Genomic DNA, 20,212 nt, shown 5'->3' with positions numbered 1-20,212 from the left:
GACATCACCCTATATGAGTTTACAACTCCTATTCTTGTATTGAAATGAGTGTACATAGCAAAGAATTTACCTAAATATAGCACTATATCAATGAGTGAATATCATTCATTGACTTTTCGGAAAGGCGGTGCTATAATTTTCTCTGAAAGGAGGCTGTATATATGAATAGCGCAAAGCAAAAATCAAAAATAGCCTTTAACCAACAAGCTCCAACCTATGACTGCGATATAAAAGGGCAGCACGCCCGCACATTATATCCTGTTATCATCAATAGGCTGAAAAGCATATCTTATCAAACGGCATTAGATTTAGGGTGCGGAACCGGGGAAGTAATGAAGCTCATATTGCAGCAAGATAATAGCAAAATACTGTATGGGCTTGACTTATCTGAAAAGATGTTAGAAATTGCACAGAAGAAATTAGAAAACAGGGCAACGCTCATTTTAGGTGATAGCGAACAACTCCCTTTTTCCGACTGTTTCTTTGATGTTGTGTATTGCAATGACTCTTTTCACCATTATCCTGCGCCGGAAAGAGTCTTATCAGAAATTGATAGAGTGTTAAAGCCTAATGGAACTTTTATTTTGTGCGATTGTTGGCAACCCACAATCGGGCGAGCTATTATGAATTTCTATATGAAGTATAGTAAAGAGGGGGACGTAAAGATTTACTCTGAAAGTGAAATTTGCAAATTGCTTTCAAGGCACTTTTCAAATGTTACATGGGAGCGTGTAGGAAATACGGCTTGTATGGCTTGCGGAACAAAATAATACCGTAATATTGACTGGTATTCACTCATTGATTTTTTACATTGCTATGCTATGATAGGGAAAGGAGGTGTGTCATGCGTATTACGAAAGAGCCAGAGGAACGGAAGCAAGAAATATTAGATACTGCTATGCGACTATTTTATGAAAAGGGATATGAAAAAACGTCCATTGCCGATATTGCAAAAGAGATTGGCGTAGCGCAAGGGCTATGTTATCGTTATTTTCCCTCAAAGGAAGCCCTTTTTGACTGTGCAATAGAACAGTACGCAGACGAGATAGTAAGTAAATTTACTATTTCAAAAGGCAATGAAAAACTGACCTTAAAAGAAATTATTGAAACTATGCCTATTATGGTAGAAACGGAGGGGACAGACTATTACAACGCGCTTCATGTTGTAGAGAACAAAAAGTTTCACGATCAGCTTGCATTGAAAGTCTGCGAAAAGCTCCTAAAACCTGTCACCTATTTACTGGAAAAGGCACAGGAAAACGGCGAAATTCAACTTGATAATATTCAAACCGCTGCTAAATTCTGCGTGTACGGGCAACTTGGGATTTTATTAGACACGAAATCCAGTACAGAAGAAAAAGCGAAGAATATTCGCACTTTTCTCATTTATGCTCTAAGACTTTGAAATTATCCCCTGCTATTTAGTAGGGGAATTTCAAAAACATCTAAATGAATGAAGTTCATTCAAGAAAGGAGATTTTATGAATGACCCTACCTGTTTTGTAAATATGCAAGAGTATTATCATTTTATATATGCTATATCCTATATGATGATAGCAGAAATAGTTATATGGTTATATAACTTCAAAGGCTGGATAAAGAAACCTCAAATATCCAACAAGGATTGCGGAACTTTACTTCTTGTAATTTTTGCTTGTTGGAGCAGCTTTTCAATAAGCACATTTTTTAGATGTGGCTATATAACAGAACTGATAGGAGAAATACTTATCCCACATTGCTTTTTCTATTTAGGTCTGTTTTTGCTGGTACTTGGAACTACATTGCGATCATGGGCAGTTTGGACATTAAAACACTCTTTTACATTATCAGTGAAAATAAATTCAACACAGGGCTTGGTAACAACGGGAATTTACCGTTATGTCCGCAACCCGGCTTATGTCGGAACTATCCTTTGCCTATTAGGAACAGCGTTTTGTTTTCGTTCTGCAATAGCCCCAGTATTAGTTTTGATTATTTGCTTTGTATGTTACGGAATAAGAATACAAATTGAGGAAAGAGCCTTGCGGCTACGCTTCGGAAGCGACTTTGATAATTATTGTGCGCACACATGGCGACTAATTCCTTTTATTTGGTAACTGCTGTAAATCTATGGCTGCCCTTATCGGCAGCCAAAAAAATAGTATATAAATGAATGATATTCATTCATTAGAAAGGACTTAACAATGACAAGAAAAATTGATTTTATCAATGGAAATACAAAAAAGTGTTTAATGGCAATGGTTTTGCCAATGATTGCGGCTATGTTTCTTAATATGGCTTATAACCTTGTAGACAGTTTATGGATTGGAAACCTTTTAGGGGAAACAGCTTATGCGGCACTCACAAATTCAACTCCGCTAATCCTGCTTTTAACCTCTGTTGCTATGGGGGCAACAAACGGTATTTCTATACTGCTATCACAAGCAATCGGCTCCAAAGATAATAAAAAGATTGAAAGTCTGATTGCTACCTCGTTTGCTGTTGCAATTATTTTTTCTTTGATTTTGACAGCTATTTTTGAATTATCCCTGCCAGCTATTTTGCAAATTATGAATACCCCTACTGAAACCTATGAAATGGCATATAACTATTTATCAATTTATCTTTTGGGATATTTAGCTGTTTACTTATTCTTATATTTTACTGCTGTCCTAAGAAGTTTTGGAAATGCAATGTTTCAAATGATTTCCATGCTGGTATCAACGATACTCAATGCGGTTCTTGACCCTATTTTTATTCATTTTTTTGGTTTTCATGGTGCTGCAATAGCGACCTTAATTTCACAAAGTATTTGCTTGGCATTTATGATTTGCTATCTCAATAAAAAAAGACTGTTTAATATGCGGCTTAACCTGTTTGACAAGGCTTTCATTTTACCGCTTATACAAAAGGCTGTCCCGGCAATAGTCCAGCAAAGCATACCCGCAATCAGCACTACTTTTTTAACTGCCCTTATCAGCTCTTACAGTATCACAGCAATAGCGGCTTATGGAATTACTGGAAAACTGGAAACCATATTATTTTATCCGGCAATGGCATTAAATATGGTTCTAACAACAATTATCGGGCAATGTGTAGGTGGAAAGAGGACGGACAGGGTAAAAGACTATCTGAAATGTGCTTTGAAATATGGCAGTCTATTTCTGTTTCTGCTCTCTGCAATTATCGTTTCCAGCTCAAAATACCTTTCCATGCTATTTGTAAGAAGTTCTGATGTAGCGTCAATCGTAAGCGGTTATTTTCTGATCGTGGGGATAGGTTACATATTGAACACCATAACAAATTGCTTCCTCGGTATGCTAAATGGTTTGGGGCAGCCCTCTAAAAGTATGCTCCTAATGATTTTTTATTACATTATAGTCCGTATGCCTTTAGCTTATCTTTTTTCATATTTAGGACTTGGGCTTAACGGGATATGGATAGCTGTATTGATTAGTCATATTTGCGCAGCTATCGCAGCAATGCTTTTTTCTATGCTTCAACTGAAAAGGAAAACAACCATTTCATAAGAAAATTATGCCGCTGTTTTCTTTTCAAGTAATGGAGCTTATTAAAGTTACCTTTTTTTGAGGATATGGCGGTATTGGAGAAATATCGCCATGTTCTTTTTTATGCTTTTATGGCTATCGCCTTATGGTGAACAATTAAAAAAATCTTCTCCAGCGTAGAAAACATTTTTGCCTACGGTTTTACCTTCACACATCACAATATAAGTGTTAATAATTCCTCTTTACCCGATTGCATTATGCAATCGGTTTTTTTTGCGCTTTTTAAGACGCACTTTTTGAAAATTTCGACAAAAAAGTTTGCCGTTTTCATTTGGCAACTCTCAAAAAGCGGTGGTGTGGGTACTGAAAGGGGAAGTCATAAAAAATCACCCGCTTTCGCGGCTGCGAAAGGAGGTGAGAACATGAATGAGCCTAATCGTACCGAATGGGAAATCCGCTGCGCTTTTAATAGCTTTTGCAAGAAAGCCATTAAATGTGAAGCCAGCAACGCCCACCGCGACGTAAGACGACACCAACTGCGTGAAGTTACGTTATCAAGCCTATCCCCACAGGAAGAAAGCCAGCTTTATACCGTTGACCGCTATTTTGTCAAGGAATACGCTGACAATTCAATCTGCGTGGCGGGTAAAAGAATTACGCCGAAGCTGTTAGCCGAAGCACTCCGCACTTTGCCGGAAGAAAAACGTAACGCCGTCCTGCTGTACTATTTCGAGGGCATGACTGATAACGACATTGCAAAACTCCTCAACATTTCAAGAAGCACAGTACAGTATCGCAGGACAAGCTCTTTTGAGCTGCTAAAACGCTATTTGGAGGAACGCGCTTATGACGACGAAGAAATTTGACAGCGATTTTGACGAGCGCGGCTTGTTACCTTACCCGGTAATTGTTGCCGCGACCAAAGGCGACCCGGACGCAATGAAGATTGTGTTGCAGAACTACGACGCACAGATTGCCGCCCTGTCTGTCCGAAAATACCGTGACGAACGCGGAAATACATATTTCGGAATTGACGAGGACATACGCGACCGTTTGCGTTCAAGGTTGATACGGGCTGTCTTGGACTTCCAGTTTTGATGTAAAGCCGCTGCCTATGTTCCCCTTTCCGTAGGTGCGGCACATCAGAGCTTTTTGAACCTTGACAAAGAAAGCGGCGCAAGATAACGGCGGCGCAGCATAGGGCAGATCGGATACGTCCCTTTTGCGCCGAGCCATACGGCGGGTGCGCCACGACGCTATCCGGCGGGGTTTTCTTTCCCTGCCGGGACAGCCGAGCGACCAACACCACGCCGGGGAACAAGTTAGCAGCTTGCGGGCGACGACCGCGCAGAATATATAATGATACTCCCTTACAGCCACAGTCCGAGCGTTAAGAGCGTCGCAGGCAATGGGTAGGGCTGCATGAGAACCATGCAGGGGTGAAACTCTCGTGAGGTTACGCTATTAACCGTCCGATCACAGCCCCTTTTCACTATTAACCTTTTACCCATTTTTGAAAGGGGGATTTATAGAATGAACAATGCTGATGTGCCTATTTGGGAAAAGTACACGCTTACCATTGAGGAAGCGTCAAAATATTTCCGCATTGAGGAAAACAAGCTGCGCAAACTTGCAGAGGAAAACCCCACGGCGGGCTGGGTGATCTTGAACGGCAACCGTATTCAGATCAAGAGGAAACAGTTTGAAAAAATCATTGACTCACTGGACGCGATTTAGCGAAAAAGATAGTGAAAAAGAGCCTTGAATATGCTATAATAGATATAAGCATATCAAGGCTCTTTCCGACACGGAAAGGAGCAAAAACAATGTCGGACAAAAGACGTGATAATAAAAACCGCATTTTGCGTTCGGGAGAGAGCCAGAGAAAAGACGGGAGATATGCTTACAAATATACCGATACTTTTGGTAAAGTGCAATTTGTCTATGCTTGGAAGTTAGTACCTACGGACAAGACCCCTGCCGGGAAGCGTGACGATATATCCCTTAGAGAAAAGGAAAAAGAGATACAGAAAGACCTTGACGACGGGATAGACACAATCGGTAAGAAAATGACCGTCTGCGAGCTTTACGCGAAGCAGAACCGCCACCGGGGAAATGTAAGGCATAACACCACAAAGGGGCGCGAACGGCTGATGAAGCTGCTGGAAGCGGATAAACTTGGTTCCTGCCCCATTGACAGTGTGAAGCTGTCCGACGCGAAAGAATGGGCGTTGCGCATGAAAGAAAAGGGAATATCCTATAAAACCATAAGCAACGACAAGCGTTCCTTAAAAGCCGCGTTCTATACGGCGATACAGGACGATTGTATAAGGAAGAACCCCTTTGACTTCCAGCTAAACACAGTGATCGAGGACGACACAGAGCCGAAAGTACCCCTCACAGCGGAACAGGAAGAAAGCCTTTTATCCTTTATGCAAAGTGATAGCGTCTATCAGAAATACCGTGACGAGGTTATCATACTGCTGGGGACAGGGCTTAGGATTTCCGAACTCTGCGGATTGACTGAAACCGACCTTGATTTTGAAAACAGGATAATCAATGTAGACCACCAGCTTTTACGGAGCGCAGAAACAGGCTACTACATAGAGAAGCCCAAAACGCAGAGCGGTATCAGGCAAATTCCAATGAGTGAAAAAGTGTATGAAGCGTTGGGGCGTGTGTTGGAGAACCGCAAAGGAACGAAGCAGATCACCATTGATGGTTACAGCAATTTCCTTTTCCTCAACCGGGACGGTTGCCCGAAAACGAATGTGAATTATGCTACCATGTTTCGGGGGCTTGCAAAGAAGTACAACAAGACCCATGAGGAAGCCTTACCCAAAGTAATGACACCCCACACCCTGCGTCATACGTTCTGCACCAACTTAGCCAATGCCGGAATGAACCCGAAAGCGTTACAGTATATCATGGGACACTCCAATATCACCATGACGCTGAACTATTACACACATGCAACTTTCGCTTCCGCAAAGGCTGAAATGGAAAGGCTGATTGCAGCATAGCCGCAGAACAATTTACTACTTCTTTTACTACCATTGAGAGGGAAAACCTAAAAGGTTATGAGGGTATATAAGAACTTCTCCCCATATCTAAAATGCCGGGAAAGCCCGAAAATACGGGCTATACCGACATATAAGAACTTCTAAAGAGATAATCTAAATTCACCAATAATTTTATTCGAAAATAATGCGGAGTGTCCTCCAAGGATACTCAAATCCTATAAGGACACTCCGCATGGTCCGAGTAGCGGGATTTGAACCCACGGCCTCGTGGTCCCGAACCACGCGCGCTACCAACTGCGCTATACCCGGATTTTGCAGCACTTAGTGGCTGACGTTTCTAAATTTCTTATTTATTATACTGAACTTCTCCAGTAATGTCAAGTACCGCTTTGGGCAGGAGCAGGGCAACAGTACTTTTTTGATAGTGACGAGAAAATAGGAACATGAAGATAGAAAAGCTGGTGAAAAAAATGAAGAGGGTAAAAGACCCACGGCGGCGGTGGGGAAAAAAGCGACAAAAGCAGGAAGACATCCTGGTCATTGGATTCTGTACCATTGTAAGCGGAGGCGAGGATTTCACAGATATGGAGGATTTTAGTAGAGAACGTGAGGAATGGCTGAAGGATTTCCTTGAACTGCCAAACGGAATACCGGACGCAGATACATTTCGGCGTGTATTCGAGAGAGTCAATCCGCAGGAATTGTCAAAAAATTTGCGTGGGTGGGTGGAATATCAGCGGGAACGGAAGGAAATCGTCGGCGTAGACGGGAAAACGATACGCAGCAGCAGCGCAAAGCACAAGGCATACTATGTAGTCAGCGCATTTGTGGCCGAGAATCATATCACACTGGAAGAATTGAAAACCGAGGAAAAATCCAACGAAATCACGGCGGTTCCAGAACTGTTGGATATGCTGGACATAGAGGGGGCGATTGTTATCGCCGATGCGATGAGTTGTCAGAAGGACATCGCGCGAAAAATCGTGGAGAAAGAAGCGAATTATGTATTGAGCGTAAAAGGGAATCAGCCAACCCTGCTAGCAGATATACAGGAATACTTTGATACGTTTTCGAAGGAAACGTTCAAGTCACGCACGCTGGAAAAGGGACATGGCCGAATTAAAACACGCGAGTATTTTCTGGAAAGCGACGTGTGATGGCTTGCGGACCAGGCAGACTAGGCGGAGCTGAACGCGATTGGAGCGGTTCGTTCTAAGATGGAGGAACATGGAGAAATCCGCTGCGAAACGCGCTGTTTTATTACCTCGCTGTTTGATATTACCACTTTTTCAAAGGCGGTACGCCGGCATTGGGGAATTGAAAACAATCTCCATTAGCGCCTGGATGTGGCATTTGGAGAGGATGCTTCCCGCGCCATGATGGATAACTCCCCACTGAACCTCAATGTGATGCGCAAAACTGCGCTTCCTCTGCTGAAAAACGTGGATTTGGGCCGAATCTGCATTAAAAAGAAGATGTTCCGGGCCACCCTGTCTGTTGATACTCTGCGTTTTGTTTTGACCAGCCATACGTAAATGCTGTTGCCCTGTGGGCAGGCGTTAATATCACCAATAGGAAAGGCAAGTTATATGGCTGGAAAACTGCTGGGGAATTTCTTGTTTGCGCTCACGCTCATGTATTCTTGCTGTTCATATCGTTATTCGGATTTGTAGCCACAACTCCAACAGAACTGGTACTTGCTGACTATATGAATGCCATTTTCAGCATTTCCATTTATATCATACTTCCTGGGACATTTTTTGTAGTGGCAAGTAATGTAATGTTTCTAGTACTTGTTGACATCAGGCTGGTGTATCTGCTCTATTCGATTTTGTTCCTCATTAATGCCTTTTCAACTCACACGCCAGAGGCAAAGCTGCTTTATATTCTCACGCAAGGTGATTTGGCACAAGCAATTTGGCAACATCCCAAATACAAGGAAAATATCCGGTTGGGAAACCCGAGTGCCAGCGATGACGAGGTGTTTGCCGCCGCCCGTGCCGCCCAGTGTGAGGAATTATCATGGAAAAGCTGCCCCAGGGCTATGACACCCCAACGGGTGAGGCGGGAAAACGACTGTCCGGTGGGGATAAACAGCGCATCGCCATCGCCCGGATGATTTTGAAAAGCGCCCCAGTGGTGATTTTGGACGAGGCTACTGCTTTCACGGCCCCAGAGAACGAGGAAAAAATTCAGCAGAGCATTGCAGCCTTGACAAAGGGTAAAACTCTGTTGGTCATCGCGCACCGGCTGTCCACCATCAAAAACGCAGATAACATCGTGGTTCTGATACAAGGAGAAATCGTTGCCCAAGGCAAGTAGGATGAACTTTTGAAGGCCTGTCCTCTCTACCGTCAAATGTGGCAGGCCCATATCGGAGCCAAAGATTGGGCAGTATTGGGAAAGAAGGTGGTGTAGATGTTCCAAACGGTCAAGCGCATCATCCGCTGGTGCGGAGAATTTCGCGGAAATCAGTGGGCAGGACGGAGTCTGTTTGTAATTGCGGTGCTGGTATTGCTCTGGTTCCTGTTCAGCTATCTTCAGGCTCGTTTTCAAGAGGCCATCAGCTTTGAGCTGGTCACACGGGACCAACTGGCAATCGGTGAGGCGCTGAACCTGGTATCCCTGGGCTACTTTCAACAGGTAGACACTGGCAATATTCTAATGCCAGATGTAGGACGCGGTCCAGAATGGCGGAGGCGATTGTAACGTCGGCAACGACCTCATTCCACTGAGAGAAGGTCTTGTTTGAAGTGAAAACGGCAGACGTTTTCTCGTACCGCCTGGCAATGAGCTGGAAAAAGAGATTTGCGTCTTGGATAGCCGATTTCGTCGATGATGAGCATCCTGTACTCGGTCAGGACCTTGAGCTTGTCCGGCAGGCGGTTCTTGAGATGGGCCTTCTTGAGCTGCTCAATGAGTTGGTGGCAGTTGATGTAGTAGGTAGAGAAACGGTGCCGCGCCGCCACCAGGCCTAAAGCGGAGGCAAGATGGGTCTTGCCCACGCCGAGTGGGCCGAGGAAGACTACATTCTCGCCGTTTTCCAGGAAGCGCATGGTGGCCAGTTCATCGATCCGACGCTTGTCGATGGAGGGCTGGAAGGAAAAGTCAAAGTCCTCCAAAGTCTTCTTGATGGGAAAACCAGACATCTGGATTTGCTTCTCATAGGCCCGTTTCCATTTGGATTTTGCCTCTTCTGAGAAAATATGATCCAAAACCTCCACAATAGTGTTTTCTGCTACCGCCCGTTCCAGGTAGTTGTCCAGAATCTCCAGGGTGTTTTTCATCTTAAGGCTTTCCAGGTTTTCCCGCAGCCTGTCCATGGTAAATTCAGTCATACAGCACCTCGTCATATCTGGACAAATTGGACGGTTTCAAGGGGAAATCAATCACTTTTCCCTGATCCAGCAGAACATTTTCCGTGCCCATTGTCTGTTTCAATGTAAGCCTTCGATAATGCTGAGGATTGACAACCATGTCCTTTCTCTGATACGATATTCGGTGCAGAGCGATCTGCTTCCCCTCATAGTAGGCCGCCAGCATACTGTCGAGGGCCACGACTGCCACATCTTTGCCGATGTACTCCGCCGGCACGGAGTACTGATTTCCGGCGTACGAGATGAGGCAGTCTTTTTGTACCCGCCTCAAGTTGATTTTGTCGATGATGTACTCTCGGGAAAGAGGGCTTAGGCCCTCCTTTTTCAGCCGCTCAAAGGGAATCTCATTGGTGGTGGCGTGGACCTTCCCATTGACGTTATTGCACCGGCTTGTCCATTCAAATCTGCCAGGCTGTTGTATTTGATCCCGACCATGAAGTTGCGCCCAAGGGCAGGCTTCGCACTCCCGCACAAACTGCACCGTCCGCTCCACCTTTCCCTTCGTCTGTCCCCGGTAAGGCCAGCACAGGATGGACCTGAAACCGTGGAACCCCGCGAAGTCCTCAAACTGCCGGTTCAGCGTAGAGTCCTCCTGTTTCAGCAGCCGCTTGATGACCACCTGCTTCATGTTGTTGTACAGGATTTCCTCTGGGCAGCCGCCAAAGTACCGAAACGCGTTCTGGTGGCGCCGAATCAGCGTGTTTATGCTCATATCTGTGACAAATGCGATGTACCGCATCCGTGAGTACCCCAGTATCATGAGAAAGCAGTACAGCTTTTTCCACTTCCCATCCTCGTATACCAGGTGATCCTCGAAAAATCCTCAGTCCATCTGTCCCTGTTTCCCCTGCATTATCTCAAACCGTACCGTCGCTTTCTCATTCAAATCCATCTTCCGGCTGCTCACATACGCCTTGACGATGCTGCAGCCCCGTCAAACCCCATCTCCTGCAGCTTCTCCAGTATCCGCTGCGCCGAATAAGGCGCTTCCTCCAGCCACTCGTCCATGATCTGCTTGTACGGGTCCATCTTTGTTGGCTTGGGTTCGCGCAATGTGTACTTCGGCTTCTGCGGCGATTCCGCGTACCGCTTTGCTGTTCGCGGATCCATGCGGTACTTCCGTCCCAGCTCCACATAGCTCAGCCTTTTTGTCTGTCGCTTCGGATATCCATCCACTGTGCTCCTTTCATTTTCTGACTCCCTTTCCGGGCTCTTTGCGCCCTATTGGGAGTCTATCTTTTTCTCCTCCTCCGCCTCATACCTACATTTTTTCCTCGGCGTTTTCTTTCTTTTTATCACTGGCGGTGACCGAATTTCTTGCCCTGCTCTTTGTAAGCTATTCGCCAGCGGAATGTTCACGGCCCTGTCCAACGGCATGATGTCCGCCGCGCCAGCCTTTTCTTGATCGTTTCTCTTCACCGCCGCCATTCAGCTGATGCCCGTCCTGCTGGGCAGCTTCACCGGCGTGTGGCTGGCTATCCCAGCGGCGGAACTGCTGAGGGCGGTCATGGCAGCGGTCCTTTTGGTGAAATAGCGGAGACGGTACGGATACTGAAATGACAAAACAACGCAGGCCGCAAGGCCGCCGGACAGACGCGCTGAAAAGTGGTAAAAAATTCACAATTCAACCAAGCATAAAGCTATTTTTCCGTGGTTAAACTAACCGCGGCACCACCGGCATTTTTCGCCGGAGGTCCGAAGGAGGTATTCCTATGGCTATCATCGACAAGATCGCGCTGACCCTGGCGGTCATCGGCGCTTTGAACTGGGGCGGCATAGGCCTGTTTGGCTTTGACTGCGTAGCCTTTTTGTGCGGCGGTCAGGCAGCTGTGCTCTCTCGGGTCATCTACACCCTGGTAGGCGCCGCTGGGCTGTGGTGCGCCACGCTGCTGTTCCGAGACAGCGAGGAAGAGCGGACGCCCTACACGGCCTGAGAAAAAGGGAGCGCCGCCTGGACGCTCCCTTTTACATATGCTTTATTTTGAATCTCTGGACTCATCCGCCAAGGCGCCGCCCACCTGGCATTTTCCGCGTCCTGAACGGTCACCAGGGCATCCACCGCCGTATAGTGAATGCAGACATCCGTCAAACCGCCGATGAGATAGAGTGTATCCGCATGGAGCCCTTTCAAAAGAATCTCCAGGTCCGTGCCAAAGAAGGCGCTGTACCGGGTTTGGAGATCAGGTATTCCCCTTCAACAGGGAAAGTCAGCTCTGCGTAGTCTGTCAGCGGAGAGGTTTTGATGCAGCGGACCCCCTCGAAGCCGTCCAGCTCCCGCCCGAAGTCCACCATGTGCGGCTACATCCTTAACCTGAATGACCAACAGCTTCCGGGTTCGGAACACATCCAGCACGCGTCTGGCATTCCGGATACACGTCCAGGCGGGATCGTCCGGACTTTCCTTACCGCGGAGCGCATTGATACCGGTCCATATTGTCGTCAAGAGCCATGGACATGTTATTTCTCTCTCCCCTACCGAATCCTCAGCCGCTTCACCAGCGCCTCCTCCGGGGTTACATTCACAGTCTGGTGCCCCGTGTAGATCACCATGCCCGGCCGGGCTCCGGCGGGCTTTTTTACATACTTGACCTGCACGTAATCCACAGGCACGTTGCCGCTCTCCCGGGCCTGAGAATACCAGGCCGCCAGCTTGGCGGCCTCCACCAAATCGTCCTCCCCCACGGCCTGCCCGCCGGTGCAGAGAATCACGTGAGAGCCGTGGAGCTTCTGCGTGTGGAGCCAGATGTCCCGATGGTCCGCCTCCCTCAGCGTCAGGCGGTCATTCTGGCGGTTGTTTCGTCCCACCAGCACCAGGAAGCCGCCGCTGGTGCGAAATTCCCGGGGCTTCGCCGGACGCTGGCGGGTCTCCTTCTTCCCCTGCTTTTTCAAAAAGCCCGCCTCCCGCAGCTCGCTCCGGATGTCCAGGAAGTCCTGCTCCGTCTCGGCCAGCCCGATCTCCTCCAGCACGCTCTCCAGGTACTCCAGGTCCCGGCGGGCGATGTCCATCTGCTCCCGGAGATACCGCTCGGCGGTCTTGGCCTTGGTGTAGCGCTTGTAGTATTTGGCGGCGTTCTGCTGGGGGGTGAGCAGCGGGTCCAGCTGGATGACAGCCTCGCCCCCCGCCTCGTCGTAGTAGTTCTCGCACACCAGCCTGCCCTGCCCCCGCTCCATACGGTAGAGATTGGCGGTGATGAGGTCGCCGCAGATCCGGAGCTGGTCCCGGTTTTGGGTCTCGGCATAGTCCTTCTCCTGCTGGCTGAGCTTCCGCCGCAGGCGGTCCCGGGCAGTGGAGGCAGTGCGGATCAGATCCGCCCCCCGCTGGCGTGTCCGCTCCTGCCGCTCCCGGGCCTCGTAGAAGGTGTCCAGCAGCTGGGAGAAGCTGCCGCAGGTTTCCGTCTCCATGGCGGCGCCGTACTGGGCGATGGGCAGGCAGGCAAACTCCACTGCCCGGCCCTCCCGTTTGAGGCAGATGGGTGTGAAGCGGCTCTCCCGCACGGCGGTGAGGAACGCTTCCACCTCCCGCCACAGAGCTGCCCGGTCCTCCAGGGCGCAGAGACGGCTGTCCGTCTCCCCCGCCGCCCGGAAGGCCAGCTCCCGGGCCATGAGGGGAGAAATGCCGAAATAGTGGTCCAGCAGAAAGGCGTCAATCTGCCGCTCAGGGTTGGCGTCGGAGAGCTTCTCGTAAAACCCCGCCTCTGTCTCCTCGATCACAACGAGACGACCCCCGGCGGCAGGGGGCTCGTAGTACAGCCCCGGCAGCACCTGGCGTTGGGCGGACATCTCCGCATCCACCCGGCGGAGACACTCGATGACCCGGCCCTCCCCGTCCAGCAGGATCAGATTGGACCGGCGGCCCATGGCCTCCAGCACCAGCGTCCTGCGGCCAGGGCGGCCAAAGTCGTCGGCGACGTCCAGCTCCAGCCGGACCAGCCGTTCCAGGGGCGGCTGGGTAAGACCTGCAATCTTTGCCCCGGTCAGGTGCTTGCGCAGCAGCATACAGAACATGGGCGGCTCCGCCGGGTTGTCCCGGACGATCTCCGTCAGCTGAATGCGGGAGGCATTGGCCCCGGCATTCAGCAGCAGCCGCCGGCCCCGCAGCAGCAAAATCACCTGGTCCCGGGCGGGCTGCTGCACCTTGTCGATGCGCAGGCCCAGCAGCTGGGGCCGCAGCTCCTCCACCACCGCCTGTAAACAGATTGCGTCTAACGGCATGGCGTATCCTCCTCCATCATCTCGCAAAAGAGCTGGTTGACCCGCTCCCGCTGGCCGCTGAGGTACAGCCAGCCCAGCAGGGCCTCCAGGGCCGTGGCCTCGCCGTACTGGGCCCGGCTGGCGTGGCCTGGGACGGTGTGGACGTGGGCGTTGCGGCCCCGGCGAAACACCGCCGCCTCCTCCTCTGTCAGCATGGGCAGAATCCGCTCCGCCCGCCGGGCCTGGGACTCGGCGCACACCAGGCGGATGGCGGCCTGGTGCAGCCCCCTTCCGGTGGCCCTGCCGTGGGCGCAGAGCCAGGTGCGGGCCAGAATCTCAAACACGGCGTCCCCGATGTGGGCAAGGCCGATGGAACTCATAGCCCGGAGCTGGTCCGGAGCAAGATGGGGTTCAAAGTAGTTCTCCATAGGGTTCTCCTTTGTCAAAAGCGCGTTTTACAGCAGTATACCACGTTTCCCGGAGGTTGGGCAATAAAAAATACGGCCTCTCCGCTTTTTGTATAGCGCAGCGGCCGCATGGAAAGATTTTCCCAAATAAGCGAACAGGGAACCGCCGGCAGCGGCTCCCTGATTAGGCCATGTTTGAAAAATAGCGGAATGCCCAACGGCGAGAGATTTTTTGCCAATCAAGGCAAATCTTTGCAGGCGGGCTGACGCCCGGCAAGAAAATTTAACGCAGAGTGGCGGATCAAGATCCACCGTTTGGGCGTTTTGTCTTTTTTCAAACATGGCCTAATTCCAAAATACCGATTTATTCATCAGGAAAAATCAATTCATCTTCGTCGTAAAGTTCGCCCGCAAAGAAACAACGCGCTAATTCTTCAAAGCTATGAAAAAAAGGCAGCGCCCATTGTAAAATATCCGCTCTTGTTTCCTCCTCCGCTGTCAGCCGGACCCGCTCCATATCCGCCTGAAATATTTGTCCGCTTTGCGTCTCAATCAAAACATAATTTTCCCCATTATATATTCCCAACCAGAGATACCCTGTTCCGGCAAACGCGCGGTTCACTTCCTCAAATTCACTTAAATCATTATTGGGAAGCATTAAAGGAAGCCGGAGAACCGTCGTTGCAATTTCCTCTTCTATCTCCAGTCTGCGCCATCTGCCCGTTTCCTCGCAATACGTATTTGAAAAATCCCCCAACATTTTCCCTGTAACAAATTGGACAGGCAAGATATAAGACCGAAAGTAGTCTTTGACCGTATCAGGTATGATAATCCGGAGCCTGCTTTCAAGCTCGCTGATCTCACGGCTTGAGATCATAGATTTTACCAATTTTACCTCTGGATGCCTACGGCTGAATTCTTCTATCGCAATCTGGATATAGCTTTTTTCCACACCATGCCTCCGCTCTATCGTCGGCGCGCTTGAAAATCGGTAAAAAGAAGGTAAGGTAAAGCTGACCGCGGCCAAACGGAGTACGTCCATCGCAGTCCATGCCCTGCTTTAACCGCCGAATTTTACCGTTTTTCAAGCGCGTCTGCTATTACTTCCGGTTTTTTTATTATATCACCGCCGTTTCCAACCGTCAACGCAGCTCCCTGAAATTACCGCATCCCAGCTCCGGCAGCGCAAAAGAGGGTGGGAGCTTTCGCTCCCGCCCTCCACGGAAAAATCACAGCAGATAGGTATACTTGGTCAGCACCGTCAGAATCAGGACCTCAATCTCCGCGGGCAGGTCGTTGGCGCCGTCCAGGTCGGCCTCGAAGACCTTCCCGTCCAGCCGGACCAGCGCCTTCCTGCCGCCCAGGGGCAGGAAGCCCTGGTTGTTCACGCTCTCGTCAAAGCCCTCCCGGGTCTTGAACAGGGTGAACTTGTCCCGGTACGGCGCGGAGTCGTAGGGGCAGAAGATGGCGCAGTTGCCGCACTCGTTGCACATCCGGTCCACGTGGAGGATCTCATGCCGCCCGTCGGGCAGCTCCACCACCACGTTGGCCCGGTTGGGGCACACGTCGGCGCAGACCTGGCACACCACGTTGCAGGTCAGGCACCGGTCTCCCTCGCACTTGGCGGACTCGCAGAGGACGCCCTTCTTGGCGATGGCCTCCGCCCGGCCGGCCCTGGCGTGGGCGGGGACGGCGTACTTGTAAGTCTCGCCAATGACGGCGTTTGCGAACCACTGGGCGTCCGCGATGCCCTCCACCACAGTGGCGGGGCCCCGCATGGCGTCGCCGCCGGCGTACACGCCCTCCACGTTGGTCTTGAAGGCCGGCAGGCCCTTACCGTCCACCTCGATGCCGTTGGCGGTGAACAGCTCGCTCTCCACCTTCTCACCCACGGCGGAGATAACGGTGTCACAGTCGATCTCCACAAACTCGCCGGTGGGCTCCGGCTTCCGGCGGCCCTTCTCGTCGGGCTCGCCCAGCTTCATCTTCTCGCAGCGGAGCCTGCCGCCGCTCTGCTCCACGGGGGCCACCAGCTCCAGGAAGTTCACACCGTCGGCGATGGCCAGCTCCAGTTCTTCGGCGTCGGCGGGCATATACTTCTTGGTTCGGCGATATACCAGGGTGGAGGACTTGGCCCCGGCCCGGAGAGCCGCCCGGGCGGCGTCCATGGCGGTGTTGCCGCCGCCCACCACGGCCACATGGCCCAGGGAGACGTCTTTCCCGGCCTTCAAATCCTTCAGCCAGCCGATGACGGGCACCACGTTGCCGGGAATGTCCAGCCTTCCGGCCTTCCAGGCGCCCGCGGCGAAGAAGATGTGGGTATACCCTTCGGCTTTCAGCTCCGCAACAGAGGGGGCGGGGGTGTTCAGCTTGATCTCCGCGCCCATCCTGGCGATGAGGGCCGCGTCCTTGTCGATGGCCTCATCGCTGATGCGGAAGGCAGGGATCACCTGCCGGACGATGCCGCCCAGGCTGCCGGACTTTTCAAAGACGGTGACAGGGATGCCCGCCCGGCCCACAAAATAAGCTGCGGCCATGCCGGCGGGACCGCCGCCGACGACGGCCACTTTCCGGCCGTCTTTCACCGGGGCCGCCGGTTTGATCTTGGACACATAGGCGTCGTAGCCCCTCTCAGCGGCCACCAGCTTGGCAGCGCGGATCTGGACGGAGTCGTCATAGAAATTCCGGGTACACTTGGTCTGGCAGCGGTGGGCGCAGATGGTGCCGGTGATGAAGGGCAGGGGGTTCTTCTCGCAGATCAACCGCAGGGCGGAGTCATACCGGCCCTTGCGGCACAGCTCGATATACTCCGGGATGTCTTGCTGGATGGGGCAGCCGCCCTTGCAGGGGGCGGTGAAGCAGTCCATCAGCGGCACCTTCTCATAGAGCTTCCGCCGGGGCAGGGGCTTCACAGCCTTAACATGGTACTTGTCGGATCGGGCCGCCAGGGCCAGGGCCTCGATGCCCGCCACGTCCACGCCGGTGAAGGGCTTGAACTCCAAAGCGTCCAGCTTGTCGCCGATCTGGACGAAGCGCTGGTAGCCGCCGGGCTTGAGCTCCGTGGTGGCCATGGTGATGGGCCAGATGCCAAGGGAGAACAGCTTGTCGATGTTCAGCGCGTCCGCGCCGCCGGCGTAGCTGATCCGCATTTTTCCGCCGAACTCCCGGGAGATGCGGGCGGCCATTGTGGTGGTCAGGGGGAAGAGGGACTTCCCCGCCATATACATCTCCTCGCTGGGGAGCTCCCCGGCCTTCACATCCACGGGGAAGGTATTGGAGAGTTTTAGGCCAAACTCCACGCCGCACTTGTCCGCCAGAGCCTGCAGGCGGCGGAACATGGGCACGGCGTCCTGGTACTGGAGATCCTCTTTGAAATGATGATCGTCGAAGGCGATATAGTCGTAGCCCATACCGTCCAGGATGGAGCGGGCGGTCTCGTAGCCCAGGATGGTGGGGTTGCACTTGACAAAGGTGTGGAGACCCTTTTTCTCAATGAGGTAACTGGCAATGCGCTCGATCTCGTCCGGCGGACAGCCGTGGAGGGTGGAGAGGGTCACGCTGCCGGAGATCCGGGGGGAGATGGTATCAATGAAGGCGCTCTCCCCAGGGAAAAACTCCTTCAAAACCTTGATGCACTCCTGGAAGATGGGCGTCTGGGAGGCATTGGTCATGCCGTTCAGGAAGGCGTCAATCTTCCCGCCCTGGATGCCCGCCAGGTCATAGCCCACGGACATATTGAACACAAAGGCGTCCGGGTCTCCCAGGCCGTACGCCTTGGCCATGACCTTGCAGGCGCACCAGGCTTTGACATACTCCTCAAAGGCCTGCTGGACATAGAGCTCCGTGGACCACTCGCAGTTGTAGCACTCATCCTCCGCCAGGATGCAGGGGCGGTTGATGCAGGCGGCCAGGTCCGCTCCGTCCATTTTCTGGACGGTTTTCAACTCAAAGAACCGTGCGCCAGCGAAATAGCCGGCGATGATATTCTGGGCCAGCTGGGTGTTGGGTCCGGCGGCGGGGCCGAAGGGGGTCTCGATCTTCTCACCGAAGATGGGCAGGGTCTTGACGCCCGCCCTGTAGGGCCTGTGGACACCGAAAACTGTACCTTCTCTCTGGTATTCGGCGGTCACCCAGGTCATCAATTCCCGGAAGGGAATGGGGGTCATCAGTTCAGACATGGCTTGATTCCTCCTAATATTGTTTAATCAATACTCGCAGTGGTTCAGGGTCCCCCAGAGCTTTTTAGAGACCTCCAGGATCTTCGCATTGACGGCCTCCTCGTCGATCTCGGTCAACACCCGGTCCCTCATCAAAATTTTGCCGTTTACCATGGTGGTCTGACACTGGCGGCCCGTCATGCCGAAGAGCATATGGCCATCGATGTTGGCGCCGCTGAACGGGGTGAAGGGCTTGTAGTCCATGACGATCACATCCGCCGCCGCTCCGGCCTTCAAAACGCCCATCTCCGGGAATCCTGCCCGCCGGGCCATTTTTGCGTTGTTCTTAAAGAGCATGTCCGTCACCTCGCACCAGCCCACGCCGGGCAGGCACGCGTTGTGCCGCTGGATGGTCAGGGCCGCCTTGATGCTCTCCAGCATGTCGTTGGTGTAGGCGTCGGTACCCAGCCCCACCAGAATGCCTTTTTGGAAGAGCCGGAGCACCGGGGAGCAGCCCACGGCGTTGCCCATGTTGCTCTCGGGGTTGTTGACGCACATGGTATCCGTGGCCTTGATGATGTCCATCTCGGCAGTGTTCACGTGGATGCAGTGGCCAAGAATGGTCTTGGAACCCAGAATCCCATGGTCCTGGAGCCGCTGGACCGGACGGCGGCCGTAGTTCTGGAGGCTGTCGTACACATCGTTCATGCCCTCGGAGACGTGGATGTGGTAGCCCACCCGGCCGGCGTTGGCGGCGTTCATGCGTTCAAAGGTCTTGTCGGAGATGGTAAAGAGCGCGTGACCTCCGAACATGGCCTTGAGCATACCGCTGGGGTTCTTCTCGCAGTAGTCGATGAAATCCTTGTTCTCCTGAACGGACTGGAGGGACTTCTCCTCCCCGTCCCGGTCGCTGACCTCGTAGCAGAGGCACGCCCGCATCCCCATCTCCCGGGTTACCTCCGCAATCGCCATCAGGGAGCCGGGAATCTCGCAGAAGGAGGCGTGGTGGTCAAAGATAGTGGTGACGCCCTGCTTGATGGAGTCGATCACCAGGGCCTGTGCGCTGGCCCGGGTAGCCGCCAGATCCAGGTGGCGGTCGATGTACCACCACTGGCCGTCCAGCACCTCATAGAAGTTGGTGGGGGCGTAGCCGTTGATGGAGAGTCCCCGGGCCAGGGCGGAGTAGATGTGGGTGTGGGCGTTGATGAGGCCAGGCATGATGACGCCGCCCCGGGCGTCCACAAACTCCGCCTGGGGATACTTGTCCCTGAGGGCGGCAGTCTCCCCCACCTCCACGATCTTTCCGCCGTCGGTGACCACGCCGCCGTCGGGCAGGTAGCCCGCGCCGCCGGGGTCCCGGGTGATGAGTCTGCCGTTTGCCAGTAAGATCATACGAAAAACCTCCTGATGTTGATTTAGGCGATTTCCAAAAAGAAAAGGCGCCTCAAACCGGACTGGTTTGAAACACCTATCAAAAGAAAAGGAATGATAGGTGTCAGCCCGTGCGCGCGGCACTCCGTTACAGCTATCATTCTCAGTTTGTGTTTTTATTGTACCAGAGACGACGGC

At 51.9% G+C, this 20,212-nt stretch carries 23 protein-coding genes, 1 tRNA gene and 2 pseudogenes; 13 read left to right on the top strand and 13 right to left on the bottom strand.

Going from position 1 to position 20,212, the window contains the following annotated elements; translation table 11 throughout:
* Positions 1-161 precede the first annotated feature (161 nt).
* From C816_RS14190 to C816_RS14160, 8 genes are all read left to right on the top strand, one after another.
* Positions 162-770, top strand: coding sequence for a class I SAM-dependent methyltransferase (locus C816_RS14190; RefSeq protein WP_016323094.1), 609 nt, complete (start codon positions 162-164; stop codon positions 768-770).
* Positions 771-844: 74 nt separating this feature from the next.
* Positions 845-1,405, top strand: coding sequence for a TetR/AcrR family transcriptional regulator (locus C816_RS14185; RefSeq protein ID WP_016323093.1), 561 nt, complete (start codon positions 845-847; stop codon positions 1,403-1,405).
* 76 nt (positions 1,406-1,481) lie between these two features.
* The gene (locus C816_RS22885) at positions 1,482-2,096 is read left to right on the top strand and encodes a methyltransferase family protein (protein WP_016323092.1); all 615 of its coding nucleotides are present in this window, start codon (positions 1,482-1,484) and stop codon (positions 2,094-2,096) included.
* A gap of 87 nt (positions 2,097-2,183) precedes the next feature.
* Complete coding sequence (locus C816_RS14180; protein WP_016323091.1) at positions 2,184-3,509, top strand: MATE family efflux transporter; 1,326 nt, start codon at positions 2,184-2,186, stop codon at positions 3,507-3,509.
* 401 nt (positions 3,510-3,910) lie between these two features.
* The gene (locus C816_RS14175) at positions 3,911-4,354 is read left to right on the top strand and encodes a sigma-70 family RNA polymerase sigma factor (protein WP_016323090.1); all 444 of its coding nucleotides are present in this window, start codon (positions 3,911-3,913) and stop codon (positions 4,352-4,354) included.
* Entirely contained in the window at positions 4,335-4,586 is a 252-nt protein-coding gene (locus tag C816_RS14170) for a helix-turn-helix domain-containing protein (protein WP_016323089.1), read from the top strand. The genes C816_RS14175 and C816_RS14170 overlap by 20 nt, the downstream gene beginning before the upstream one ends.
* A gap of 435 nt (positions 4,587-5,021) precedes the next feature.
* Positions 5,022-5,225 (top strand): excisionase, encoded by a 204-nt coding sequence (locus tag C816_RS14165; protein WP_016323088.1) that lies wholly within the window; start codon positions 5,022-5,024, stop codon positions 5,223-5,225.
* An 89-nt stretch (positions 5,226-5,314) separates the two neighbouring features.
* Complete coding sequence (locus tag C816_RS14160) at positions 5,315-6,511, top strand: tyrosine-type recombinase/integrase (protein ID WP_016323087.1); 1,197 nt, start codon at positions 5,315-5,317, stop codon at positions 6,509-6,511.
* Positions 6,512-6,744: 233 nt separating this feature from the next.
* Here C816_RS14160 and C816_RS14155 read toward each other — a convergent pair.
* Positions 6,745-6,820, bottom strand: a tRNA-Pro gene (locus C816_RS14155).
* Positions 6,821-6,954: 134 nt separating this feature from the next.
* Here C816_RS14155 and C816_RS14150 point away from each other — a divergent pair.
* The 4 genes and pseudogenes from C816_RS14150 (at position 6,955) to C816_RS25700 (ending at position 9,220) form a co-directional block, all read left to right on the top strand.
* On the top strand, positions 6,955-7,668 hold the full coding sequence (locus C816_RS14150) for an ISAs1 family transposase (RefSeq protein ID WP_016323086.1): 714 nt from the start codon (positions 6,955-6,957) through the stop codon (positions 7,666-7,668).
* Between the two features lie 189 nt (positions 7,669-7,857).
* Positions 7,858-8,046 carry a hypothetical protein gene (locus C816_RS24555; RefSeq protein WP_207636930.1) on the top strand — a complete coding sequence of 63 codons (189 nt, stop codon included), beginning with the start codon at positions 7,858-7,860 and terminating at the stop codon, positions 8,044-8,046.
* Positions 8,047-8,447: 401 nt separating this feature from the next.
* Positions 8,448-8,929: pseudogene (locus C816_RS22880) on the top strand (ATP-binding cassette domain-containing protein); the annotation flags it as partial.
* Positions 8,930-9,220, top strand: coding sequence for a hypothetical protein (locus C816_RS25700; RefSeq protein WP_016323084.1), 291 nt, complete (start codon positions 8,930-8,932; stop codon positions 9,218-9,220). It abuts the pseudogene before it with no gap.
* Here the strand turns inward: C816_RS25700 and istB are convergent.
* From istB to C816_RS14130, 4 genes and pseudogenes are all read right to left on the bottom strand, one after another.
* A pseudogene (gene istB / locus C816_RS14140) lies at positions 9,183-9,849 on the bottom strand (IS21-like element helper ATPase IstB); the annotation flags it as partial. The gene C816_RS25700 and the pseudogene istB sit on opposite strands and share 38 nt — an antisense overlap.
* On the bottom strand, positions 9,842-10,693 hold the full coding sequence (locus C816_RS14135) for a Mu transposase domain-containing protein (protein WP_081646363.1): 852 nt from the start codon (positions 10,691-10,693) through the stop codon (positions 9,842-9,844). The pseudogene istB and the gene C816_RS14135, both read right to left, overlap by 8 nt.
* 98 nt (positions 10,694-10,791) lie before the next feature.
* On the bottom strand, positions 10,792-11,064 hold the full coding sequence (locus tag C816_RS25025; protein ID WP_016323081.1) for a hypothetical protein: 273 nt from the start codon (positions 11,062-11,064) through the stop codon (positions 10,792-10,794).
* 45 nt (positions 11,065-11,109) lie between these two features.
* Positions 11,110-11,316 (bottom strand): hypothetical protein, encoded by a 207-nt coding sequence (locus tag C816_RS14130; RefSeq protein ID WP_040655665.1) that lies wholly within the window; start codon positions 11,314-11,316, stop codon positions 11,110-11,112.
* Between the two features lie 284 nt (positions 11,317-11,600).
* Between C816_RS14130 and C816_RS14125 the strand changes: the two genes are divergently transcribed.
* Positions 11,601-11,822: a DUF378 domain-containing protein gene (locus C816_RS14125; RefSeq protein WP_016323080.1), complete on the top strand. Its 222-nt coding sequence runs from the start codon at positions 11,601-11,603 to the stop codon at positions 11,820-11,822.
* On the opposite strand, the gene C816_RS25020 is transcribed toward C816_RS14125, so the two are convergent.
* From C816_RS25020 to ssnA, 8 genes are all read right to left on the bottom strand, one after another.
* Entirely contained in the window at positions 11,810-12,019 is a 210-nt protein-coding gene (locus C816_RS25020; protein ID WP_051147094.1) for a cysteine hydrolase family protein, read from the bottom strand. The genes C816_RS14125 and C816_RS25020 overlap by 13 nt on opposite strands.
* Positions 12,016-12,180, bottom strand: coding sequence for a hypothetical protein (locus C816_RS25015; protein ID WP_016323079.1), 165 nt, complete (start codon positions 12,178-12,180; stop codon positions 12,016-12,018). The genes C816_RS25020 and C816_RS25015 overlap by 4 nt, the downstream gene beginning before the upstream one ends.
* 180 nt (positions 12,181-12,360) lie before the next feature.
* Positions 12,361-14,100: an Rqc2 family fibronectin-binding protein gene (locus tag C816_RS14115; protein WP_016323078.1), complete on the bottom strand. Its 1,740-nt coding sequence runs from the start codon at positions 14,098-14,100 to the stop codon at positions 12,361-12,363.
* Positions 14,091-14,507: a Mini-ribonuclease 3 gene (locus C816_RS14110; protein ID WP_016323077.1), complete on the bottom strand. Its 417-nt coding sequence runs from the start codon at positions 14,505-14,507 to the stop codon at positions 14,091-14,093. Before C816_RS14110 ends, C816_RS14115 begins: the two co-directional genes overlap by 10 nt.
* Positions 14,508-14,534: 27 nt before the next feature.
* A complete protein-coding gene (locus C816_RS23775) occupies positions 14,535-14,828 on the bottom strand; it encodes a hypothetical protein (protein WP_155979024.1) in 294 nt (97 codons plus the stop codon).
* 22 nt (positions 14,829-14,850) lie between these two features.
* Positions 14,851-15,438 (bottom strand): hypothetical protein, encoded by a 588-nt coding sequence (locus C816_RS14105; RefSeq protein ID WP_040655662.1) that lies wholly within the window; start codon positions 15,436-15,438, stop codon positions 14,851-14,853.
* A 277-nt stretch (positions 15,439-15,715) separates the two neighbouring features.
* Positions 15,716-18,664: a putative selenate reductase subunit YgfK gene (ygfK, locus tag C816_RS14100; protein ID WP_016323075.1), complete on the bottom strand. Its 2,949-nt coding sequence runs from the start codon at positions 18,662-18,664 to the stop codon at positions 15,716-15,718.
* Positions 18,665-18,691: 27 nt separating this feature from the next.
* Positions 18,692-20,035, bottom strand: coding sequence for a putative aminohydrolase SsnA (ssnA, locus tag C816_RS14095; protein ID WP_016323074.1), 1,344 nt, complete (start codon positions 20,033-20,035; stop codon positions 18,692-18,694).
* Positions 20,036-20,212: the final 177 nt, after the last annotated feature.

This window comes from Oscillibacter sp. 1-3, from assembly GCF_000403435.2.
GTDB lineage: Bacteria > Bacillota > Clostridia > Oscillospirales > Oscillospiraceae > Oscillibacter.
Note: the sequence above shows the minus strand (reverse complement) of the source record. Positions and strands in the feature narration are given on the sequence as shown.

Coding starts and splice junctions, on each gene's coding strand:
- C816_RS14190 (WP_016323094.1), top strand. CDS start 162: ATGAATAGCGCAAAGCAAAAATCAAAAATAGCCTTTAACCAACAAGCT.
- C816_RS14185 (WP_016323093.1), top strand. CDS start 845: ATGCGTATTACGAAAGAGCCAGAGGAACGGAAGCAAGAAATATTAGAT.
- C816_RS22885 (WP_016323092.1), top strand. CDS start 1,482: ATGAATGACCCTACCTGTTTTGTAAATATGCAAGAGTATTATCATTTT.
- C816_RS14180 (WP_016323091.1), top strand. CDS start 2,184: ATGACAAGAAAAATTGATTTTATCAATGGAAATACAAAAAAGTGTTTA.
- C816_RS14175 (WP_016323090.1), top strand. CDS start 3,911: ATGAATGAGCCTAATCGTACCGAATGGGAAATCCGCTGCGCTTTTAAT.
- C816_RS14170 (WP_016323089.1), top strand. CDS start 4,335: ATGACGACGAAGAAATTTGACAGCGATTTTGACGAGCGCGGCTTGTTA.
- C816_RS14165 (WP_016323088.1), top strand. CDS start 5,022: ATGAACAATGCTGATGTGCCTATTTGGGAAAAGTACACGCTTACCATT.
- C816_RS14160 (WP_016323087.1), top strand. CDS start 5,315: ATGTCGGACAAAAGACGTGATAATAAAAACCGCATTTTGCGTTCGGGA.
- C816_RS14150 (WP_016323086.1), top strand. CDS start 6,955: ATGAAGATAGAAAAGCTGGTGAAAAAAATGAAGAGGGTAAAAGACCCA.
- C816_RS25700 (WP_016323084.1), top strand. CDS start 8,930: ATGTTCCAAACGGTCAAGCGCATCATCCGCTGGTGCGGAGAATTTCGC.
- C816_RS14130 (WP_040655665.1), bottom strand. CDS start 11,316: ATGGCGGCGGTGAAGAGAAACGATCAAGAAAAGGCTGGCGCGGCGGAC.
- C816_RS14125 (WP_016323080.1), top strand. CDS start 11,601: ATGGCTATCATCGACAAGATCGCGCTGACCCTGGCGGTCATCGGCGCT.
- C816_RS25015 (WP_016323079.1), bottom strand. CDS start 12,180: ATGGTGGACTTCGGGCGGGAGCTGGACGGCTTCGAGGGGGTCCGCTGC.
- C816_RS14115 (WP_016323078.1), bottom strand. CDS start 14,100: ATGCCGTTAGACGCAATCTGTTTACAGGCGGTGGTGGAGGAGCTGCGG.
- C816_RS14110 (WP_016323077.1), bottom strand. CDS start 14,507: ATGGAGAACTACTTTGAACCCCATCTTGCTCCGGACCAGCTCCGGGCT.
- C816_RS23775 (WP_155979024.1), bottom strand. CDS start 14,828: ATGTTTGAAAAAAGACAAAACGCCCAAACGGTGGATCTTGATCCGCCA.
- ygfK (WP_016323075.1), bottom strand. CDS start 18,664: ATGTCTGAACTGATGACCCCCATTCCCTTCCGGGAATTGATGACCTGG.
- ssnA (WP_016323074.1), bottom strand. CDS start 20,035: ATGATCTTACTGGCAAACGGCAGACTCATCACCCGGGACCCCGGCGGC.